Raw genomic sequence first — 20,694 nt, 5'->3', positions numbered from 1 at the left:
CCTGAACAGACAGCTTGCGCGCCAATGCGTGCTGCGCAATGCTGACGCAGCTCGGGGGGAATCATGCGAAAAATCTTGGCATCGACGCTGCTGCTCGCGGCTGCACTGTTTGCAAATAACGCCCAGGCGCTGGATGCCAGCGGGACGCCGGTTGTCGTGACCCCGCTTGCCTCTCGCACCGAGACCGCGTCCGGCCAGCCGATTACGCTGCCGCAGAAGAACGTGCAGGTTCTGGTCTCGGCCTATCAGATCGCGCCGGGCGCGACCTTGCCGGTCCACAAGCATCCGTTTCCGCGCTATGCCTATGTCGAGGCCGGCACGCTTCAGGTCACCAACGTCGAGACCGGCAAGAGCAACACCTATCAAACAGGTGATTTCATCATCGAGATGATCGGGCAGTGGCATCAAGCGACCAATGTCGGCGCCGATCCGGTCAAGCTATTGGTCATCGACCAGGTCGAAGAAGGCACCAAGAACACGGTGTTGCGCCAGTAGCTGCGGTCGTCGGGCACTGCAGCAAGCACGTCCGAATTCACTCCGCCGCTTTCGCCCGGTCGGCGGCGGCGGCCAGAACGGCGCGATCCCCCTCCTCGTACAACCGATGGATGGCAATGGCGTTGACGCGCCAACCTTCCGACGTCCGCACCAGCCGGTGGAGATAGCTGCCGCCGACCGTCCAGAACCGGCCGCCGATCCAGTGGGTTGCGCGGACATGGCTGCGTGCAACCGCGTCATTGCCCGCGCCTTCGACGGTGATGTTGGTGATGAGGTGCTGGGTGGCGTCGAAGCCCGGCAGCAGCCCTTGCCACAGGGCGATCAGCGCGTCGCGGTCGCTGGTTGTCGCCTCGCCGCCGAAAAGGCTGGTATAGTCGGTCGTGACGCGGGCCGCGAGATAGGATCTGACCCGGTTCCATTCACGCAGATCGGCATAGAGGCCGATCCCCGCAATCGCCTCGGCGATTGCGATCCTGTCTTCGACCGTCAGTGCATCTCCCGGAGCGCTCGAGGCGGGCGCCGAGACGGCGGAAACCATCGCAGCGGAAACCGCCGAGACCAGGACATGCCGGCGCGTGACGGGGCTCATTGTCCCGCCTCCCCCGCACTGCCCAGCGTCGCGCGGAAGTGCGCGGCGACGGCGTCGCTCGCGGCCTTCACCGGCGCGGCACGATCGTAGAAATCGAATTGAGTGACGTTGTCGAGCCACAGCTCCTGCTTGGAGCTGGTCAGCCGCGCGTAAAACTTGTGCGCACCCTGCGGAATGGCTGCCGCCTCGCTATGCACCATCAGAAAGGGCTGGTGCAGGCGCGGGGCGGCCTGGATGGCGTCGAACCTCAGCCAGCCGCGCCAGAAGGCCGGATCGGCCTCGTTGCGCCAGGCCGGGATCATGCCGCGATCGGGTTCGGTGTAATAAGGCACCTTGAACATGATCGCGCGCTCGTCGGTCAGGCTCGCGGCCGGCAGGAACGCCAGTCTGCCGGTGCGGCGATACGCGGCCTCGGCCGCATCGCTCGTGGCTTCAAGCCTGGCGACGCCGTGCTTGCCGCCATAGGTCTGCTCGACCACTTCGGCATCCTGCAACCAGGGCGCAACGAGGGCGACCGACTTGATCGCGGCGTTTTCGGCCGCAGCGGTGACCATGTAGCCGGAACTGGCGCAAATGCCGAGCCCGCCGATGCGGTCCTCATCGGCTTCGGGCCGGCTCGCCAGATAGGCGACGGCTGCTTCGATGTCGGCGATCTTGGCATTAGGATCCTCATACTGGCGGCGTATGCCGCCGCTTTCGCCCCACCCACGAAAGTCGAAGGTCAAGGCGACGAAGCCACGACCGGCCATCTCGCGGGCGTAGCGGGCCGGCATTTGCTCCTTTACCGTCATCCAGGCGCCGGTCACGACCAGCGCGGGCCGAGGTTTCGCCGCGTCCAGATCCTCCGGCAGATAGAGCTCGCCGATGATCTGCTCACCGTTCGAGGCGAAAGCGACGCGCTCGATGCGCGGTGCGGCGAAGGCATTGGAGGCGGCGAGCGCCACGGCGGTTGCTGCAGCAAGTGTCAGGGTTTTAAGCATCGCAAGTCTCCTTTGGATTGGAGCGAGAAGCGCGGCGCGTTGCGATAAGACCGCCGTCTCAACGCTCGCCAGCCAGTCGGCCGGGCAATCGCGTCAGCGGGTAATGCGCCCAGTAGAAGGCGTCCGACTGGTACATGTCGGTCAAAAAATTCTGTGCCTCGGCGATCTTGCCGTCCTGGATGCGAAACGTCAGCGCGTAGAGCTGGTCAATCTCCGGACCTGAGCCGACATTCGACCGGCCGCGATGGACATCGACGACGAGGTCGCCTTGCGCCTGGAAGAAGATCGGCTCGGCCTTGAATTTGCCGTCGGCCAGGCCGCGGAAAAAGGCGACCACCTCGTCCGGCCCGCGCTTGTCGCCGGCGAGCGGATGATGACCGGGAATGTGCCACACGATGTCGGGCGCGAGGAAGGGCCGCACGGCCTCGGGATTTCCGGTCGCGTAAGCTGCGTAATAGTCCTTGATGAGTTGGATGTTGCTGTCCTCCAGCGGCCCGGCATTCGCCGGGGCGGCAGACACCGCCAGAAGAGCGCCGGCGGCGAGTGAAGCGAGCCTGGTCATCGGTCCTGTCTCCTTGCCAGTTCCGAGCCATCGCAACAGCGAGGCCCTTCGTCGGATCCAACATGAGGCCTTTTGTTCACCGGAAAAACCAGTAGAATCCGACAGGGCTATTTGGAAAAACCTTACAATGCGCCTTGACCAGTTCAGCGGCATCGTCGCCTTCGTAAAAGTTGCGGAGGCCAGGAGCTTCACCCGCGCCGCGGCCGAGCTCGGCGTCGCTCCGGCCTCGTTGAGCGAGGCGGTCAAGGGGCTCGAGGAGCGTCTGGGGGTGCGGCTGCTCAACCGCACGACCCGCAGCGTTGGCTTGACCGAAGCTGGCGCCCAATACCTCGATCATGTGCGCCCGGCAGCCGAAGATATCCGGGCGGCTGGTGCGGCACTGCGCGAGGCCCGCGACCGTCCCGCCGGCACGCTGCGCCTCAGCCTGCCCTGGATCGCCGCCCCACTGCTGATCGAACCGCTGATGCGGCCGTTCATGGATGCTTATCCCGAAGTGCGGCTTAGCCTGATCTTCGACGACAGCTTCGTCGACATCGCCGCCGAGGGCTTCGACGCCGGCCTGCGCATCGGCGAGCTTCTCGAGAAAGATATGATCGGCGCGCGCCTGGGCGGGCCCCTGCAGATGGTCGTGGTCGGCAGCCCCGATTATCTGGCACGCAACGGCACGCCGAAGCTGCCGGCCGACCTCGCCGCCCATCGCTGCATCGCATTCGCTCTCACCCGCACCCGCACGATTTCGCCCTGGGAGTTCATCGTGGAGGGACGTGAAGTCGCATTCACACCGGACGCATGTCTGGTCGTGAACACGCTTCCGCTGTGCATTACCGCCGCCGCGCAAGGGCTTGGCCTCGCCTTCGCGGTCGAGGGCCTCGCCGCGCCGCTTGTTGCCTCAGGCGCGCTGGTCAAGGTGCTGGAGCCTTTCTGTCCCGCTTACGAGCCGCTCCACCTCTATTATCCCAGCCGCCGCCTCGTACCGCCGAAGCTGCGGGCCTTCATCGACTTCGTGCGCGCGAATTCTCACAAGCTGCGGATCTGATGTGGCTTTGCGGGAACCCGGCCCCGTTCAGCCCCAGGCGCCGACCATCTGCCTGGTAGTTGCGTTGAGACGGTTGAACGCATTGATCAGGGCAATCTGGACGACCAGGGCGGCAAGCGCCTTTTCGTCGTAGTGCCGGGCTGCCTCGTCCCAGACCGCGTCCGGCACCGGATCCGGCCGGTCGGCCAACCGGGTTGCCGCCTCGGTCAGCGCCAGCGCGGCGCGCTCGGCGTCGGTGAAATAAGGTGTCTCCCGCCAGGCGGACACGGTGAAGACGCGCTCGTCCTTTTCGCCGGCCTTCTTCAATTCGCGCGCATGCATATCGACGCAGAGGCTGCATCCGTTGATCTGGCTGGCGCGCAAATGGACGAGCTTGCGCGTCACATAGGACAGGTCAGCCGTTTCCGTCGACTTGTCCAGCGCCAGTAGCGCCTGCAGGGCGCCGGGAATGAGCATCACCGGGTTTTTCAATCGTGCTTGCACAGTGGTCTCCTTCGGACGTGTTTTCTCAAGCCCGGACGACGAACATCCGGGGTCTCGATATTTCTTGGTTCTGTCAGTTCGCCGGCCGCCGCGTTGCGGCAAGGCGAGCGCCGGGATCTTCAGCTTTGCGAGGCAGTGACCCGCTCAAGCCGCTCGAGAATGCGCGGCCAACCGCTTCCCATGCCGATGTAGCCGCGCTCGTCCTCGGGCCGGAACCCGGAATGCTCCATGCGCACCCGCGTCGCCGTACCTTCGGGCGTCAACGACCATGTCACCACGGTCTTCAGACCGCTGTCGGATTCGGTGCCGTCGCCCCAGCTGTAGGCGAGCAGGCGTGGCGGCTCGATCTTCAGCACCTCGCAGTTCGTCACGCCGGACCAGCCAGGCACCGGCGTCGCGCGAAAGGTAAAGCGATGGCCTTGCTCAGGCGCAAAGTCGTTCTCCATCAGCCATTCGGCAACCAGATGCGGCACGGTCAGTGCGCGCCATATCTTTTCAGCCGCATGCGGGATCAGACGCTCGACGACAATGGATTTGGTTTCGATTGTGGTTGCTTCAGTCATGACTTCGGACCCGTTGGTTGCGGTTTGGCTGGGCTATTCAACAACGCGCTCTCCATGAGAACCAATAACCCATCAGCTATGAGTTACGTATAACGCTTAAGTTATGAATGTGTCAAGCGGCGGAATGGCAGGCGCGCCCGCAAGCACATTGAGCCAACACTTCGGGCTTTCATCGCACCAGACCCGATGCTACCGCTGGCCAGCCAAATCATCGACGGATCGCCCATGACCGAGACCGAACGCCCTCGCCTCCCGCTGATCGAGATCTGCGTCGAAGGCATAGACGGCCTGCTGGCCGCGCAAGCCGCCGGCGCCGACCGTGTCGAGCTCTGTGCCAGCCTGATCGAAGGCGGCATCACGCCGAGCTTCGGCACCGTGCGCACGGCGCTTGAATTAGCGACGATCCCGTTCCACGTCATCGTGCGGCCGCGCGGCGGCGATTTTCTCTATGGCGAAGCCGAATATCGTTCGATGCTCGCCGATGTCCGCGCGCTTGCCGAGCTCGGCGTCGCCGGTGTCGTCGTCGGCTGCCTCAACGCCGACGGCATGATCGACGAGCAGGGCATGAGCGAACTGGTGAAGGCGGCGGGGCGCTTGAACGTCACGTGCCACCGCGCCTTCGACATGACCCGCGACCCGACAGAGGCGCTGGAGGCGCTGGTCCGCTGCAAGGTCGGCCGCGTGCTGACCAGCGGCCAGCACGACACGGCACTGGAAGGCGCGGACCTGCTCGCCGATCTTGTCAGGCAGGCCGGCGACCGCATCATCATCCTCGGCTGCGGCGGGCTTGATCCCGAGAACATCGGCAAGGTGCGGAGAAAAACGGGGTTGAGCGAAATGCATTTCGCCGCGCTCAAGGACGTGCCGAGCGCCATGCGTTACCGCAATCCGAAAGTCGGCATGGGCGGCACCGACCTCGACCGCGAATACCGCAACACCGTGACCGACGAGGCGATGGTGGCGGCAACCATCGCCGCTGCCCGGACATGATGCCGGATGACAGAAGAAAACATGATTGAAACGCATTTCCCGATCGAGCACGTCTCGCCGCGTGATGAGCCCGCCATTCTCGCGCTCAACAACGAGCATGCTGCCGAATTGTCGTGGCTGGAACCCGAGCGCCTGTCCTTCCTGCTCGGCGAAGCGTTTTACACGCGCCGCATCGGCACGCTCGAAGCCTTCATCATGACCTTCGACCAGGACGCCAGCTACGACAGCCCGAACTTCCTGTGGTTTCGCCAGCGCTATCCGCGGTTCGTCTATGTCGATCGTGTCGTGGTCGACGCCAAAGCGCGCGGCCGCGGCCATGCCCGCCGGCTGTATGAGGATCTGTTCGAGCAGGCGTCACGCGCCGGCCAGGCGATCGTCACCTGCGAAGTCAATGCCGAGCCGCCCAATCCGGCCTCGGACGCTTTCCATGCCGCACTCGGCTTTGTGGAAGTGGGCGACGCGGTAATCCACGGCGGCAAGAAGGCGGTACGGTATTATGCAAGGCGGATCGCCGGCTGAACGGCAGCCGCCTCGTCCTACCAATTGCGGTTCAGCCAGGAGCGGGCCGGCTTTTCGACGATATAGTAGCTGCACAGCGCGCAAGCGAACGCCGCCGCCAGCATCAGCCACGGCGAACTGCCTTGTATGTCGACGAATTGGTAAAAGGGCTGCTGCCAAAGATAGAGCGAATACGACCACAGCCCCAGCATCGTCATCGGCCGGGAGGACAGAAACCCGGTCAGGTACCGGCTGCTGAAGTCGAGCGAGTTGACGGCGAGCGCTAAGAGCGGCACCGCGACCAGATAGTGGATCGGGGTTGGCACGGCAGCCATGAAAAGGAGCACAGCCACGACTGAGGCCGCCAGGGCGACATGGGGCCCCTTGAGCAGCGCCGGCAGCCTGCCGTCGGCCTTGAGCAGGCATATCACCGCCGACAGCAGGATCGCGGCGATGTGCACGTCGGTGCGCCAATAGGTGCCCTCGTAGCCGATTGCGAACACCCAGTAGGAGATGGCGCCGTTTGCCATGGCCAGCACCGACAATGCGCCGAGCAGCACGATGACCCGGGACCGCCCCGAGACAACAACGCTGATCAGCGCCAGGATGATATAGGCATGCTCTTCGACGCAGAGCGACCAGATATGGTCGAGCGCGCCGGCGCGGGTGACGAGAATTCCGGCATAGTTGTAGGTGAACGTCAGCGCCGTCAGCGCCGCCTTCCACTTGAAGGCGATGAATGTGCCGGACAAGGCAACCATCGCGGCGACGACGAAAACCAGCAGTGCCGGATAGATGCGGGAGAACCGGCGCTTGAAGAATTTCTTCAGCGGATAGTATTCGACAAACAGGATCTCGGCCATCAGCCGGCCGCTGAGCACGAAGAAGAATTCGACACCCAAGACGCCGAGATTGATGCCGGGAATGGGGAAGAAATGGCCGATCAGCACCAGCGCGATCGACAGGCCACGCCAGCCGTCGAGATAGGCAAGCCTGGTTCTTGCCGAGCTGTCGGCGACAGGCCTGAACACCACAAGACGCGTCGCGGAGATGTCCGTCATGCCGGTCCCTTCTGCGACAGGCGGGCTGGAAGCCGCATTCTCAGCCATATTGCAGTGCACTAAAACTTTGTGCAAGTGCGAGATAACGACACGCCCGAAGTACGGGACGCACAAAAAAGGGGCCATCAAGGCCCTTCCCAAACCGACGTCTGCAGTCTCAGGCGTTGGCGGCAGCCGCCGCCATCGCGGTGCGATGTCGCCTTCCGTCTGTGAGCGGCCGCCCGGACGCCGTCAAACGGCAGAAACTTCAAATCCATCATGTTGGCTCATTGCCAAAGCGCCGCTTCAAGACAACAATGACCTCGACGCCGGCGCGCCAGACGCGCACAAAAAAAGCGTCGGAGGAAATGGAGGAGGAAGCCGCTGGCCAAGTCACGGACGCGCTATGCATGCGGGCTTTCGGTGCTCACCACCGACGAATCTGACGCGGATGCGTTCGCCCGGGCGGTGGCAGCGGAAGCAGTGGCCATCGACGTCGGGTTTGCCCTCCTGTTTTTCTCGCAGCGTCTCATAGAGGCCGTCGCCCTGTCGGAAGCGCTGAAGACCCACGCGCCGGCGCTCCACTATGCCGGCTGCTCGACGGCCGGTGAGATAACGCCCAAAGGGCTGGAGGAAGGCCAGATCCTGGCTATGCTGTTTCCCTCCGCATCATTTTCGGCAGCCAGCACCATGGTCGAAAATCTGTCCTCATCGGGCATGGACGGGATTACCGGCGAAGTCGAGGCGCTGAGACGTTCGTTACGCGAGCGCCTCGGGCACGAGCGAGCCGACACCACTTTCGCGCTCTGCTTGATCGACGGGCTGTCCTATGCCGAAGAAGCGGTGACCTCCGCCATCCATTGGGGGCTCGACGACATTCCACTGATCGGCGGGTCGGCCGGCGATGATTTGAAATTCGAGACAACGCGGCTGATCTCGAACGGCAAAGTGACCTCCGACAGCGCCATCATCGTGCTGATCACCACGGAAATTCCTTTCCACGTGTTCAAGACCGACAATTTCGTTCCCACCGACGAGAAGCTGGTGGTGACGGCATCCGATCCCGACCACCGCATCGTGCGCGAATTCAACGCCACCAATGCCGCCGAGGAATATGCCGCCTCCGTCGGCGTCGTCGCGCAGATGCTGACGCCACTGAGTTTTGCCTCGCACCCGGTGGTGGTGAAAGTGGGCGGCGAATTTTACTGCCGCTCAATCCAGAAGATGCACGCGGACGGCTCGCTGTCGTTCTTCTGCGCCATCGACGATGGTGTCGTGCTTGCCGTCGCCCAGCCCAAGGACATGGTCGAGGCGACCCGCGCCGCACTCAGCGACGTCAGCCAAAGGCTTGGCGGCATCGACCTGATCCTCGGTTTCGACTGCGTGCTGCGCCGGCTCGACGCGCGCAACCGCCAAGTCTATCGCGAGATTTCGGAACTCTACAAGGTCAACAACGTCCTCGGCTTCGGCACCTATGGCGAACAGTACCGTTCGATGCATCTGAACCAAACCTTCACCGGCATCGCCTTCGGTGAACGCAACGCGGCCGAAGCGGCGGAGTAGGAAATCCGGGATGCCGCTCAGGAACATCGACGACCTGGAAAGGCTGAAGAAGATCAACGCCGCGCTGATCAGCCGCGTCGAGCGTTCCATGGACCAGCAAGGCAATGCCTTTTCGCTGTTCCAGACCGCCATTTCGCTCGAGAGCCGGGTGCGCAGCCGCACCGAAGAGCTGCATTCGACCTTGCGCCGGCTGGAGCAGTCGAACATCGACTTGAACGCGGCCAAGGAAAACGCCGAGCTGGCGAACCTGTCCAAGACCAGGTTCCTGGCGGCCGCCAGCCACGACGTGCTGCAGCCGCTGAACGCCGCGCATCTGTCGGTCTCGGCGCTTGCCGAAGTACAGACCAGCGAGGAAGGCAGAAACCTGGTCCGCCAGGTCGAGCGATCGCTGGAGACGATGGAGGACCTGCTCCGCACCTTGCTCGACATTTCCAAGCTCGATGCCGGCGTCGTGCAGCCCGACGTCACCGATGTCAGCCTGGAGACGCTGTTTTCGTCTCTGCGCTCGGATTTTCAGCCGGTTGCGGAGATGAAGGGGCTGACGCTGAAGTTCCGGCCGGTCAATGCTCTCGTACGTTCGGACCGAACCTTACTGCGCCGCATCCTGCAGAACATCCTGTCTAATGCACTGCGCTATACCCGCTCGGGCGGCGTGTTGGTCGGCACCAGGCATCGCGGCGACACGATCCGCATTGACGTCGCCGATACCGGCTGCGGCATCCCCGACGACCAGCGCGAGGCGGTGTTTGAGGAATTCCATCGCGGCGCGATCCCGACGGATGCCGGGCTTGCCGCCGGCGGGCTGGGGTTGGGGCTGGCCATCGTGCGCCGCATCGCCGCGGCACTCAGCCATCCCGTCACGTTTTCGTCGAAGGTCGGACATGGCACGATTTTCCATATCGACGTTCCGGTCGGGATCGGCGACACAGCCGATCCAATCGCCAGCACCGCCGAAATGGAGCGGCCGCGCGGCTACGGCCTGTTCGGCACAAAGGTGCTGCTGGTCGAGAACGACATCGACGTGCTGCAGGCGATGACCTCCCTGCTCGAGCGCTGGCAATGCCTGGTGCGCCCCGCCACCTCGACCGGTGACGCGCTCGACATGCTTGGCGATACCGACTGGCTGCCAGATATTGTCATAGCCGACCAGCATCTCGACGGCGGCGACCTCGGCACCACCACAATCGCCGAGGTCCGTGATTATCTTGGTCGCGCCGTGCCGGCGCTCATCGTCACCGCCGACGGTTCGGAGACAGTCGCCAAGGTGGCCCGGGCCGCCGGCATCGAGCTGATGCGCAAGCCGCTGAAGCCAGCGCAATTGCGCGCGCTGCTCGCGCATCTGCTGGCTTGATCCCTTTTGAGGGCATGGGCGAACTGCATCAGGCAGAATCAAATTTGAAAGGCCAAGGATGTATTGGAGAATTGAAGAAAACGCGCGAGACTACTGTATTCTCGTCGACGACGGAAATACAAACGGATCCCAGGCTTTCCTCGAGATGGAGGAGGCTGGGCCTGTCGACAAAAGTAAGTTGCTTTTTCGCTTTGATGACGAGCGGCCGCTACGTATCTCGGACTTCGTACCAAGCTCTCATCCAGGCGTGTTGTTTGCAAAGCGGGAGATATTCGAGGCGTTTGGTCCAATTGTTTCGAGAAGCAAGCACCTCTTTTATACGGCCAAGACGGATAGGGGCGATTTGAAAATATATGTGCCCACGGAGGAGATAAGCGGGTTCGACTTTTCCAAGTCTATTTTCGAAACATTTGAAGACGGAGACATATACCGCATTGATCAGCTAAAGCTCGTTGATGGTTTCTCGACAGAGTTTGATATTTTTCGGCTGAATGATAACTTTGGGACAAGATTCCATATAATCGTTTCTGACAAATTCAAGTACATATATGAGTCGCATGGAATGACGGGGCTGCGGTTTTCTGCGACATGAGCCGCTGAAGCCGGCGCGACTGCGCGGCGTGCTGGCGCATTTGCTGGCTTGACGTCTCAGAGGCGTTAGCCTTGCGCAAGGGGTCAGGTGTTCCATGTATACAATGAACACGACGAACGCTCGTTATTGGATTTCCGCACATTGGTCCTTGTTCACTTTGAGGGTATGTAGGCAGTGCAAGAATTCCAGTTGCGATACGATCATGGTCTGTGGCTCTTGGAGACGAGCAAGGGCCCTACCCTTTCAGCGAGGTGAGAGATTTTTTCCGCCTTTTCATCCTCTTAGACGAACCGTTTGAGCGAGCGTCCAATATCATCGCTCGATCGCTAATTGGAGGCAGCGGCCAGCAGTTTCCTTTTTGGAAAATTGTGGCGGCGGCGTTTTTGTCGACGTCCGAAATCAATGCTCAGAAGGCTCTGGTTTGGCTGCCGTCACTTTCGAGCGAGGATCGACAAGAATTACAGCCGTATTTGTCATCAGTGTCATCGTCCCGATCGGCCAACCAGAAGACGCGCCACCTCGTAAGGAAATACGTCAATCATGTTCCTTGAAGCGACAAGCTGGAGAATTTGGAACAAGCAATGACGCCAGGAGTGAAAGTTCGGATCTAATAGAAGCAATTACGGTGACAGTGCACTTTTCTACTGTTCGCCCGGCCGTCGTTGTCCGTAGATCGACTGCACGGCTCGCCTCGCCCGCCTTATCGTTCCCGGTCTGCCGCATCAGGTAAAGCAGCTGACCGGGTTGCGGTGCAAATCGGCAAAGCCGTGAACCCACGAAAATGAGGCAGGCGACGAAAGAAACATAGTACACCTGTCACCGATTTTGAATTGCAGTGATTGAAACCGTCGCGGACAAGGCCAAGAACGACGCTGCCGGGGAACAAGGGGGCAATGAAGGGTGTGCCGAACAAAACAATGACCAACAGCAATAAGAAAAAAGTTGAACACTATACATCTCCCTTTTGGCGCATTCTTCGAGGAGAGGCTGTGTACCAACTTGATGAAACGTCAGTGCCGGAAGCCATCAATCGGGCGCTTGGTCCCGACCCTTTTTGGGAGAAAGGGGAGAATATAATGTGCTTCGACGACCTCGAGGTCGGACTAGACGAAACAAACGAATTGAAAACTGTTGGGTACTACGGCTTATATCCTGGGAAAACCAGTAAGGGCGAGATCAGGCTTCCAAAGCTTGATAGCGAAAGAATTTCCAAAAAACTATTACAAATGAGTAACGTTGTGGAATATCTAATGATTAACTCTGTCGGATTCAACTACGATAAAACGTTTGACAGCGATTCCGACCGTGGTCTTCGCCTGCACGATGGAGGAAGTATTCATTTGTATAACAAAGCTGGAATCTTCTATCTTGGTTCGGTTTTTTTGATGAAAATTTAGAACAACAGAAGGGGTGAAGAGTCCATCTTTGTTCGCAGGCGACCGTGAGATCAAAACCCCGCATGGTCCCGAAACAGCTCGGCATTGTCGAGCTTCGAGACCTCGATCACCGCCTGGGTGCGGCTGTAGACATTGAGCTTGCGCAGGATTTCGGAGACATGCGCCTTGACCGTGGTTTCGCCGACCTGCAGCTCGTAGGCGATCTGCTTGTTGAGCAGGCCCTGGCGCAGCATCTGCAGCACCTTGAGCTGCTGCGGCGTCAGCGTGGCCAGGCGCTGCACCATCTCGGCGCGGTCGGTGCTGTTGGCATCGGGCGGCCGGCCCTCATAACTCCCAGGAACATAGATCGCGCCTTCCATCACCGAGCGGATGGCCGCGGCAAGATCGCTCTTGCGCGCCGATTTCGGGATGAAGCCTGCCGCACCATAGGACAGCGCCTCGGAAATGATCTTCGGTTCCTCATAGCCGGAGACGATGACCACCGGCAGGCGCGGATAACGCGTCCTGAGCTGCAGCAGTCCGTCGAAGCCATGCACGTCGGGCATACTGAGATCGAGCAGCGCCAAGTCGAACGGCTTGGCATCCGTCAGAAGCTCGAGCGCCTCGGCAATAGAGCGCGCCTCCACCGTGTCGACCTCCGGATAGGCCATCTGCACGGCGCTGTGCAGCGCCTCGCGAAACAGCGGATGGTCGTCAATGATCAGGAACCTGGCGCGATCGGTCATCAGCTTCATTTCGGTTTGGTCTGGCCTAGAATAGTCCTGCAACCATGGCCAGCTTATTGGCAAATAGTACATTGCCATCCTGGCTTGCTAAAGCAGAATGTGCCCATGATTTCCGCGGCGCCCATGCGGCAGGCCTGGCTCTTCCGCCATCCAATGCCTTGCCCGTCCGCCCAAATCGGCCGAATGTGCCGCGGACAGATCCGCTGAACAGAGACAGTGCATGACCGGCTTCGTCCTTCCCCTGCCCGCAACCCCGTCGGTGGCCGTGGCCGGCTCGCCGGAGCGTTTTGCGGTGCGCCGGATCTTCTGCGTTGGCCGCAACTACGCAGCCCATGCCCGCGAGCTCGGCAATGACGAGCGCGACCCTCCCTTCTTCTTCACCAAACCAGGCGACGCAGTGGTCGACTCGGTGGTCGGTTCGGGCACCACGATCCCCTACCCGCCACTGACCCAAAACCTGCATCACGAAATCGAGCTGGTCGTCGCGATCGGCAGAGCCGGCTTTCGCATCCCGCGCGAGCGCGCGCTGGACCATGTCTGGGGCTACGGCGTCGGCGTCGACCTGACTCGCCGCGACCTTCAGGACGAGGCGAAAAAGGCGGCAAGGCCGTGGGACTGGTCGAAAGCCTTCGACCGTTCAGCGCCCTGCGGCCCGCTGGTCCCGGCGCAAAAATCCGGTCATCCCGAAAAGGGCTGCATCTGGCTCGCGGTCGACGGCGAGATCAGGCAGGACGGCGACCTTGCCGAACTGATCTGGCCGGTTCCCGACATCGTCTCGATTTGCAGCGAGGCGCTAGAGCTTAAGCCCGGCGACCTGATCTTCACCGGAACACCGGCTGGCGTCGGCGCCGTCGGGCCGGGCGAAAAGATCACCGGTGGCGTCGACGGCATCGGCGAAATCGAACTGACCATCGGCCAACCGATCCGATGAGCGACATCGTCCTCCATAACTACTACCGCTCCTCGACCTCTTACCGGGTGCGGATCGCGCTGGAGATGAAGGGCCTGTCCTACGACTACGTGCCGCATCATTTGCGCCACGGCGAGCATCTCGAACCCGCCTACCTCGCGGTCAATCCGCAAGGGCTGGTGCCGGCACTGGTCCTGGACGACGGCACGCTGCTGACGCAATCGCTGGCGATCATCGAATATTTCGACGAGACCACGCCTGAGCCGCCGCTGCTGCCCAAGGATGCGCCTGGCCGCGCCCGCGTCAGGATGCTGGCGCAGATGATCGCCTGCGACATCCATCCGGTGAACAATCTGCGCGTGCTGACCTCGCTGCGCACACTGTTCGGCGCCGGCGACCAGGATGTCGTCAACTGGTTCCGGCACTGGGTCAACGAAGGCTTCCAGCCGCTTGAAAAGATTCTGGCTTCCTCGCCCGAGACCAAGACATTCTGCCATGGCGACACGCCGGGGCTGGCCGACATCTGCCTGGTCGCACAGGTCACCAGCAATGCCCGCTTCGGCGTCGACATGACGCCCTACCCGACGATCTCGCGCATCAATGCCGCCTGCATGGCGCTGCCGGCGTTCCAGAAGGCCGCGCCTGAGAACCAGATCGATGCCGAGTAGACCGCAAATTGCATGAAGTGATGAGGAACTGCCGATGAAAGCCGTCGTCTTCGAAAAGTTCGGCGAAACGCCAACGATCCAGACCGTTCCCGATCCGGAGCCGGCACCGGAAGGCGTCGTCATCAAGGTGGAGGCGACCGGCCTCTGCCGCAGCGACTGGCATGGCTGGATGGGCCACGACGACAGCATCCGCCTGCCGCATGTGCCGGGCCACGAACTGGCCGGCGTCGTGGTCTCCGCAGGCAACCAGGTGACCCGCTGGAAGGGCGGCGAGCGCGTCACCGTGCCGTTTGCCGTCGGCTGCGGCCGCTGCTTCGAATGCACGTCGGGCAACCACCAGGTGTGCGAACATCAGTTCCAGCCCGGCTTCAGCGCCTGGGGTTCGTTCGCCGAATATGTCGCCATCGATCATGCCGACACCAATCTCGTGCGCTTGCCCGACGAGATGGAATTCGCCACCGCCGCCAGCCTCGGCTGCCGGTTCGTCACCTCGTTCCGCGCCATCGTCGACCAGGGCCGGGTGACGCCCGGCGAATGGGTGGCGGTGCACGGCTGCGGCGGCGTCGGCCTGTCGGCGATCATGATCGCCAGCGCCATGGGCGCCAATGTCGTCGCCATCGACCTCACCGACGAGAAGCTGGACTTTGCCAAAAAGATCGGCGCGGTGGCGACGATCAACGCGGCAAAGACGCCGAACGTGGTCAAGGCGGTCAAGCAGATCACCAATGGCGGCGCGCACATGTCGATGGACGCGCTCGGCCACCCCAGTACCTCGTTCAACTCGATCGCAAACCTGCGCCGCCGCGGCCGCCACGTGCAGGTCGGCCTGATGCTCGGCGACCATGCCAGGCCGCAGATACCGATGGACAAGGTGATCGCATTCGAGCTCGAAATCCGCGGCAGCCACGGCATGCAGGCCTTCCGCTACCAGGCGATGATGGAGATGATCCGCACCGGCAAGCTGAAACCCGAACTGCTGGTCGGCAAGAAGATCAGCCTCGAAGAAGCGCCGGCCGCATTGATGGCGATGGGCGGCTTCGAAGGCATAGGCATCGGCGTGGTGACCAGATTCTAGATCACGCCCTGAGTCTGGATCAGCGAAACGACGCGCAGACCTCCCGCACGCAGGCTCGCAGCCAGCGTTGTGCCGGATCGGCATCGAGTCGCGGATGCCACAGCATCGAAATGGTGACCTCCTCGATATCGACCGGCAACGGGAAGCTGTACATGCCCGTGCGCGCACCCAGCGTGTGCCGTTCGGGGACGCTGGCGATCAGATCGGAGGCGCGCGCCATGGCGAGCGTGGCCGAGAAGCTGGAAACCATGCACACGATCGTCCGCTGGAGACCGAGCAGTTTCAAGGCCTCGTCGATCGGGCCCTTTTCGCGGCCACGCCGCGAAACGCTGATGTGGCGGCCGGCCGCATAGCGTTCCGGCGTCATTGGGCCCTCGCCCAGCCTGTGACCCGTTCGCACCGCACCGATGAAGCGGTCGCGAAACAGCGCCTGAATGCGCATTTCAGGGCTCGTTTCACTGGCAACCCCGATTTCGAGATCAACCGCCGCGTCACGCAACGACATGTCGTTCTTGTCGGATTTCGGCGCAAAACGCAGCCGCACGCCGGGCGCGTCCGCTTCGATGCGGGCGACAAGACGCGGCGCGAACTCCTCGACGAAGCTTTCATTGGCGCGCAGCGTGAAGACCTTGTCGAGGCCGGAGAGCTCGAGGAGCCTGGCCGGGCGCAGGAGCGCTTCCGCATCCTGCACGACGCGGCCCACTTGTTGCTGCAATTCGAGCGCGCGCGGGGTCGCGACCAGGCCACGGCCGGCCCGGACCAGCAATGGGTCGCCTGTCGCCTGGCGCAACCGCGCCAACGTCCGGCTCATCGCCGAGGGACTGAGGCGCAGCCGCCCGGCGGCGCGCGCCACACTGCCCTCGGTCAGCAGCACATCGAGGGCGACAAGCAGATTGAGATCGGGCGACGACATGGAAGGACCGTAGCACAGTTCAATCGTGACGTGGCGTTCAATGCACGAATAAAATGCAAATGCTGCGCCTTCCGCCACATCAAGCCGGGGAATAGCTTGCGGCAGCTCCGATACTGGGGCTGCCGGCAAAGGAGTTCACCTTGGCATCGATCGCTGAAGAGACTTGGAACGAAGTTGCCCCGGTGAGCGCCCGCTCGGCCCGATGGGCATTGGCAAGCCTGTCGCTTTCCACGCTGCTGTCCTCGCTCGCCACCAGCATCGCCAGCGTCGGGCTGCCGTCGCTGATGCAGGCGTTCGGCGCATCGTTCCAGCTCGTGCAATGGGTCGTTCTTGCCTATCTGCTCGCCATCACCACCTTGATCGTCAGCGCCGGGCGACTCGCCGATATATTCGGCCGCCGCCCGCTATTGCTCGGCGGCAGTGCCCTGTTCACCTTCGCATCCGTGCTTTGCGGGCTCGCGCCGACGCTCTGGCTGCTGATTGCGGCACGGGGGGCACAGGGGCTCGGCGCGGCCGTCATGATGGCTCTGACGCTGGCCTTTGTCGCGGATACGGTCCCCCGGGAAAAAACCGGCAGCGCCATGGGCCTGCTCGGCGCCATGTCGGCGATCGGCACTACGCTTGGCCCCTCGCTTGGCGGATTGCTGATCGCCGGCCTCGGCTGGCGAGCGATCTTCCTCATCAATCTGCCGTTGGGGGCGCTGGCCTTCGCGCTCGCCTTGCGCGTCCTGCCGGCCGGAAAAAAGACAGCGGAACCAGATCGGCGCGGTTTCGACGGAATTGGCACGGCTTTGCTCGCTCTGACGTTGGCCCCCTATGCGCTCGCCATGACCCTTGGGCGCGGCAGTTTTGGTCTTCTCAATGTCGGCTTGCTGATTGCCGCCGCCGTGGGTGGCCTGCTGTTCGTCATTGCGCAGACAAGGGCCGAGAACCCTTTGATCCAGCCTGCCAGGTTCCGCGATCAGGCGTTGAACGCAAGCCTCGCCATGAACCTGATCGTCGCCACCGTAATGATGGCGACGCTGGTGGTCGCGCCATTCTATCTGTCGCGCGCGCTGGGGCTGGACGCAGCCATGGTTGGGCTGGTTCTGTCGACCGGCCCTCTGGTTACCGCATGGGCGGCGCTGCCGGCCGGACGCCTGGTCGATCGTTTCGGAGCGCGCCGGATTACGATCGTCGGCCTGATCGATCTCGCTATTGGTACCCTTGCTCTATCGCGGGCGGAATTCGGTATTGCCGGCTATGTCGTACCAATCATCCTTGTCTGCACCGGCTACAGCCTGTTTCAGACCTCCAACAATTCAGCCGTGATGACCGGTGTGGCATCCGACCAGCGCGGCGTCGTCTCCGGCCTGCTCAATCTGTCGCGCAATCTCGGCCTGATCACCGGTGCGTCGGTGATGGGTGCAGTGTTTGCCTTCTCATCGGCTGGGGAAGGCACTGGCTTGGCAGTGTTGGCACCTGCGGCAGCGGCACGAGGGATGCAGGTCACTTTCCAGGTGGCGACGGGTCTGGTGCTGATGGCGCTGATCCTTGCGATATTTTCAGCCCGCACTACTGCCGGGCGAACAAATATCGTTGCCAAGCATCCTTGAGGATTCCACCCGGTTCGCATGCAACTCCGGCAGCTGGCGCACCTATCTCGCATATCTCTTGGCACCGACGACGCAAAGCACGACGGCGGCGGTGACGGCGATCATGGCGGGACTGACCTGCTCATGCAGCAGCGCTGCCGCCAGCCCCAGGCCGAAGAAGGGCTGCAGCAGTTGCAACTGCCCGACCGCGGCGATGCCGCCTTGCGCCAGGCCGCGATACCAGAACACGAAACCGATCAGCATGCTGAACAGCGAGACATAGGCTAGGCCAATCCAGGCGCCCCTGCCGGCACTTTCGAGCGACGGCGGCATGGTGATGAACGTCAGCGCCAACATGACCGGCAGCGACAGCACCAGCGCCCACGAGATCACCTGCCAACCGCCGAGCTTACGCGACAGCGCCGCTCCTTCCGCATAGCCCAATCCGCACACGATGATGGCGGCCAGCATCAAGATGTCGCCGAGCGGCGAGACCGACAGGCCTTGCGTGACTGCAAAACCGGCAACAAGGGCGCTGCCGAGGCACGAGAACAGCCAGAACGCCGGCTTCGGGCGATCACCGCCTCGAACCACGCCGAAGATCGCGGTCGCCAACGGCAACAGGCCGACGAAAATGATGGAGTGAGCCGAATTGATGTGCTTGAGCGCCAGCGCCGTCAGCAGGGGAAAGCCGACCACGACGCCAAGCGCCACGATCGCCAGCGGGAACAGATCTCGCCGCTCCGGGCGCTTCTGGCGAAAGAGAAGCAGCAGCGCCAGGCCGAGGATGCCCGCCGAAGCCGCACGGGCGACCGTTACGAACACCGGATCGAAATCCATCACCGCCACGCGCGTCGCCGGGAGCGAACCGCTGAAGATCAGCACGCCTATGAACCCGTTGACCCAGCCACTCGCCGCCCAGCTACTCGCCGCCCAACCACTCGCCGCCCAACTACTCGCCGCCTTGTCCATCGATGCCCCGCTCGTTTTCGCCCTCTATCGGGCCGGGCGTATGGCTCCGCCAGAGACAATGAGGTACAGTTTGACAAAACCGTCATGGTAGACTGAGCAGTACGGATGGATGAGCAGACGACAACAGATGAGGGCAGCCGGACGCTTGTCGAAAGCGTCATGGCGACGATCAGGCACAGGATCGCCGCGCGCAGCCTGACACCGGGAATGCGGCTGCCTTCGATCCGGGCGTTTGCGAAGGCCATGCAGGTTTCCAAGTCCACCGTGGTCGAAGCCTATGAGCGTCTAGCGGCGGAAGGCATGATCCGCTCGCGGCCAGGCTCGGGTTTCTATGCCGCCGGACAGTTGGCTCCGCTGTCGCTGGCCGAGATCGGCCCCAGGCTTGACCGTGCTGTCGACCCGCTGTGGGTCTCGCGCCAATCGCTGGAAGCCGGCGACGGCGTCCTGAAACCGGGTTGCGGCTGGCTGCCGGCCGCATGGATGCCCGAGGCCGGATTGCGCCGGGCGCTGCGGACGATGGCCCGCGCCGACGACGCCGCGCTGACCGACTACGGCACGCCGCTCGGGTTGCCGGCGCTGCGCCATCTGCTGGCGCGGCGCATGGCCGAGCACGGCATCGAAGCCTCTCCGGACCAGATCATGCTGACGGAGTCGGGCACTCAGGCGATCGACCTGCTGTGCCGGTTCCTGCTCGAACCGGGTGACACGGTGTTGGTCGACGATCCCTGCTATTTCAACTTCCATGCCCTGTTGCGCGCCCATCGGGCCAAGGTGATCAGCGTCCCCTACACGCGCTCGGGTCCGGACATCGAACTGTTCGCGCAGGCGCTGAACGAGCACCGGCCGCGCCTCTACATCACCAATTCGGCGCTGCACAATCCGACCGGCGCGATATTGTCGCCGGTCGTTGCTCATCGGGTGCTGAAGCTCGCCGACCAGTCTGGGCTGACGATCATCGAGGACGATATCTTCGCCGATTTCGAACACACGCCCGCGCCCAGGCTGGCGGCCTTCGACGGCCTCAGCCGGGTCATCCACATCGGAAGCTTTTCCAAGACGCTGTCGGCATCGGTGCGCTGCGGCTTCATCGCCGCTCCTCGCGACTGGATAGAAGGATTGACCGATCTCAAGATCGCCACATCGTTTGGCAGCGGTCGGCTTGCATCCGAACTGGTACTGACGCTGCTGAAGGACGGCCTCTATCGCAAGCACGTCGACCTGCTGCGCGCGCGGCTCTCGCGCGCCATGGAAGAAACCAGCACCCGCCTCAGGGCGATCGGCATCGTGCCATGGATAGATCAGCCCGCCGGCATGTTTTTATGGTGCAGGCTGCCGGAGGGGATAGATGCCGCGGATGTCGCCCGCCACGCACTGACGGCCAATGTCGTGCTTGCGCCCGGCAATGCGTTCAGCCTGTCCCGGTCGGCCAGCCGTTACATGCGCTTCAACGTCGCCCAATCGGGAGACGACCGGATTTTCAGGGCGCTTGAAGAGGCGATGTCGCGTTGATTGCGCTGCCGCGCACCTGTCTGAGGCCGTGTCCTCGGAGACCGTTTCGAAATTCGCTCTGACGAGTCATATGATGGTGGTTTCGAGAACCGGAGCGCAGCGGACATTTAGGTCCGTGTTGGGGTGGACGGCCCCCGACGGCATCGTGATGTGCCAGAATGAGGTCGTTGCAGATCTCAATCAAGGGAGACCGTCCGTGGATAAACTTA

General features: G+C 62.5%; 22 protein-coding genes. 13 read left to right on the top strand and 9 right to left on the bottom strand.

Annotation, left to right across the window (positions count from 1 at the left end; translation table 11 throughout):
• Window positions 1-63: 63 nt before the first annotated feature.
• Window positions 64-495 (top strand): cupin domain-containing protein, encoded by a 432-nt coding sequence (locus NKJ40_RS27390; RefSeq protein WP_352468739.1) that lies wholly within the window; start codon window positions 64-66, stop codon window positions 493-495.
• Window positions 496-532: 37 nt separating this feature from the next.
• On the opposite strand, the gene NKJ40_RS27385 is transcribed toward NKJ40_RS27390, so the two are convergent.
• Genes NKJ40_RS27385 through NKJ40_RS27375 form a run of 3 tightly spaced genes read right to left on the bottom strand, consistent with a single transcriptional unit; the run spans window position 533 to window position 2,626 of the window.
• On the bottom strand, window positions 533-1,084 hold the full coding sequence (locus NKJ40_RS27385; protein ID WP_352468738.1) for a nuclear transport factor 2 family protein: 552 nt from the start codon (window positions 1,082-1,084) through the stop codon (window positions 533-535).
• Complete coding sequence (locus tag NKJ40_RS27380) at window positions 1,081-2,064, bottom strand: alpha/beta hydrolase (protein WP_352468737.1); 984 nt, start codon at window positions 2,062-2,064, stop codon at window positions 1,081-1,083. Before NKJ40_RS27380 ends, NKJ40_RS27385 begins: the two co-directional genes overlap by 4 nt.
• Before the next feature lie 58 nt (window positions 2,065-2,122).
• The gene (locus tag NKJ40_RS27375; RefSeq protein WP_352468736.1) at window positions 2,123-2,626 is read right to left on the bottom strand and encodes a nuclear transport factor 2 family protein; all 504 of its coding nucleotides are present in this window, start codon (window positions 2,624-2,626) and stop codon (window positions 2,123-2,125) included.
• Window positions 2,627-2,753: 127 nt separating this feature from the next.
• Between NKJ40_RS27375 and NKJ40_RS27370 the strand changes: the two genes are divergently transcribed.
• Window positions 2,754-3,662 carry a LysR family transcriptional regulator gene (locus NKJ40_RS27370; protein ID WP_352468735.1) on the top strand — a complete coding sequence of 303 codons (909 nt, stop codon included), beginning with the start codon at window positions 2,754-2,756 and terminating at the stop codon, window positions 3,660-3,662.
• Window positions 3,663-3,689: 27 nt separating this feature from the next.
• Here NKJ40_RS27370 and NKJ40_RS27365 read toward each other — a convergent pair whose 3' ends face one another.
• Together NKJ40_RS27365 and NKJ40_RS27360 are read right to left on the bottom strand one after the other, a co-directional pair.
• Complete coding sequence (locus tag NKJ40_RS27365) at window positions 3,690-4,145, bottom strand: carboxymuconolactone decarboxylase family protein (RefSeq protein ID WP_292662971.1); 456 nt, start codon at window positions 4,143-4,145, stop codon at window positions 3,690-3,692.
• A 119-nt stretch (window positions 4,146-4,264) separates the two neighbouring features.
• Entirely contained in the window at window positions 4,265-4,708 is a 444-nt protein-coding gene (locus NKJ40_RS27360; protein ID WP_352468734.1) for an SRPBCC family protein, read from the bottom strand.
• Window positions 4,709-4,933: 225 nt separating this feature from the next.
• Between NKJ40_RS27360 and NKJ40_RS27355 the strand changes: the two genes are divergently transcribed.
• Together NKJ40_RS27355 and NKJ40_RS27350 are read left to right on the top strand one after the other, a co-directional pair.
• Window positions 4,934-5,698, top strand: coding sequence for a copper homeostasis protein CutC (locus NKJ40_RS27355; protein ID WP_352468733.1), 765 nt, complete (start codon window positions 4,934-4,936; stop codon window positions 5,696-5,698).
• Window positions 5,699-5,719: 21 nt separating this feature from the next.
• Window positions 5,720-6,217 carry a GNAT family N-acetyltransferase gene (locus tag NKJ40_RS27350; RefSeq protein ID WP_352468732.1) on the top strand — a complete coding sequence of 166 codons (498 nt, stop codon included), beginning with the start codon at window positions 5,720-5,722 and terminating at the stop codon, window positions 6,215-6,217.
• A 17-nt stretch (window positions 6,218-6,234) separates the two neighbouring features.
• On the opposite strand, the gene NKJ40_RS27345 is transcribed toward NKJ40_RS27350, so the two are convergent.
• Window positions 6,235-7,257 carry an acyltransferase family protein gene (locus NKJ40_RS27345; protein WP_352468731.1) on the bottom strand — a complete coding sequence of 341 codons (1,023 nt, stop codon included), beginning with the start codon at window positions 7,255-7,257 and terminating at the stop codon, window positions 6,235-6,237.
• 402 nt (window positions 7,258-7,659) lie between these two features.
• Here NKJ40_RS27345 and NKJ40_RS27340 point away from each other — a divergent pair, with 402 nt between their 5' ends.
• The 4 genes from NKJ40_RS27340 (at window position 7,660) to NKJ40_RS27325 (ending at window position 12,139) form a co-directional block, all read left to right on the top strand.
• Window positions 7,660-8,799, top strand: coding sequence for an FIST N-terminal domain-containing protein (locus tag NKJ40_RS27340; RefSeq protein WP_352468730.1), 1,140 nt, complete (start codon window positions 7,660-7,662; stop codon window positions 8,797-8,799).
• A 10-nt stretch (window positions 8,800-8,809) separates the two neighbouring features.
• On the top strand, window positions 8,810-10,150 hold the full coding sequence (locus tag NKJ40_RS27335; protein ID WP_352468729.1) for an ATP-binding response regulator: 1,341 nt from the start codon (window positions 8,810-8,812) through the stop codon (window positions 10,148-10,150).
• A 58-nt stretch (window positions 10,151-10,208) separates the two neighbouring features.
• Window positions 10,209-10,742, top strand: a complete 534-nt coding sequence (locus NKJ40_RS27330; protein WP_352468728.1) for a hypothetical protein — start codon at window positions 10,209-10,211, stop codon at window positions 10,740-10,742.
• Between the two features lie 917 nt (window positions 10,743-11,659).
• On the top strand, window positions 11,660-12,139 hold the full coding sequence (locus NKJ40_RS27325; protein WP_352468727.1) for a hypothetical protein: 480 nt from the start codon (window positions 11,660-11,662) through the stop codon (window positions 12,137-12,139).
• 50 nt (window positions 12,140-12,189) lie between these two features.
• Here the strand turns inward: NKJ40_RS27325 and NKJ40_RS27320 are convergent, their stop codons facing one another.
• Entirely contained in the window at window positions 12,190-12,873 is a 684-nt protein-coding gene (locus tag NKJ40_RS27320; protein WP_292662956.1) for a response regulator, read from the bottom strand.
• A gap of 211 nt (window positions 12,874-13,084) precedes the next feature.
• Between NKJ40_RS27320 and NKJ40_RS27315 the strand changes: the two genes are divergently transcribed.
• The 3 genes from NKJ40_RS27315 to NKJ40_RS27305 are packed head-to-tail and all read left to right on the top strand — an operon-like array spanning window position 13,085 to window position 15,517.
• Window positions 13,085-13,795 carry a fumarylacetoacetate hydrolase family protein gene (locus tag NKJ40_RS27315; RefSeq protein ID WP_023676421.1) on the top strand — a complete coding sequence of 237 codons (711 nt, stop codon included), beginning with the start codon at window positions 13,085-13,087 and terminating at the stop codon, window positions 13,793-13,795.
• Window positions 13,792-14,442, top strand: coding sequence for a maleylacetoacetate isomerase (gene maiA / locus NKJ40_RS27310; RefSeq protein WP_023676422.1), 651 nt, complete (start codon window positions 13,792-13,794; stop codon window positions 14,440-14,442). Before NKJ40_RS27315 ends, maiA begins: the two co-directional genes overlap by 4 nt.
• A gap of 34 nt (window positions 14,443-14,476) precedes the next feature.
• Window positions 14,477-15,517 (top strand): zinc-dependent alcohol dehydrogenase family protein, encoded by a 1,041-nt coding sequence (locus NKJ40_RS27305; RefSeq protein WP_352468726.1) that lies wholly within the window; start codon window positions 14,477-14,479, stop codon window positions 15,515-15,517.
• Between the two features lie 19 nt (window positions 15,518-15,536).
• Here the strand turns inward: NKJ40_RS27305 and NKJ40_RS27300 are convergent, their stop codons facing one another.
• Window positions 15,537-16,430 carry a LysR family transcriptional regulator gene (locus NKJ40_RS27300; RefSeq protein ID WP_352468725.1) on the bottom strand — a complete coding sequence of 298 codons (894 nt, stop codon included), beginning with the start codon at window positions 16,428-16,430 and terminating at the stop codon, window positions 15,537-15,539.
• A gap of 140 nt (window positions 16,431-16,570) precedes the next feature.
• On the opposite strand from NKJ40_RS27300, the gene NKJ40_RS27295 reads away from it, so the two are divergent.
• On the top strand, window positions 16,571-18,025 hold the full coding sequence (locus NKJ40_RS27295; protein ID WP_352468724.1) for an MFS transporter: 1,455 nt from the start codon (window positions 16,571-16,573) through the stop codon (window positions 18,023-18,025).
• A gap of 42 nt (window positions 18,026-18,067) precedes the next feature.
• Here the strand turns inward: NKJ40_RS27295 and NKJ40_RS27290 are convergent, their stop codons facing one another.
• Entirely contained in the window at window positions 18,068-18,976 is a 909-nt protein-coding gene (locus NKJ40_RS27290; RefSeq protein WP_352468723.1) for a DMT family transporter, read from the bottom strand.
• Between the two features lie 105 nt (window positions 18,977-19,081).
• Between NKJ40_RS27290 and NKJ40_RS27285 the strand changes: the two genes are divergently transcribed.
• Entirely contained in the window at window positions 19,082-20,485 is a 1,404-nt protein-coding gene (locus NKJ40_RS27285) for an aminotransferase-like domain-containing protein (protein ID WP_352468722.1), read from the top strand.
• Window positions 20,486-20,694 lie beyond the last annotated feature (209 nt).

Origin of the sequence: Mesorhizobium sp. M0119 (assembly GCF_040322615.1) — a bacterium.
Classification (GTDB): domain Bacteria; phylum Pseudomonadota; class Alphaproteobacteria; order Rhizobiales; family Rhizobiaceae; genus Mesorhizobium.
The sequence above is the reverse complement of the archived record's forward strand: the minus strand, read 5'-3'. Positions and strand labels throughout refer to the sequence as shown.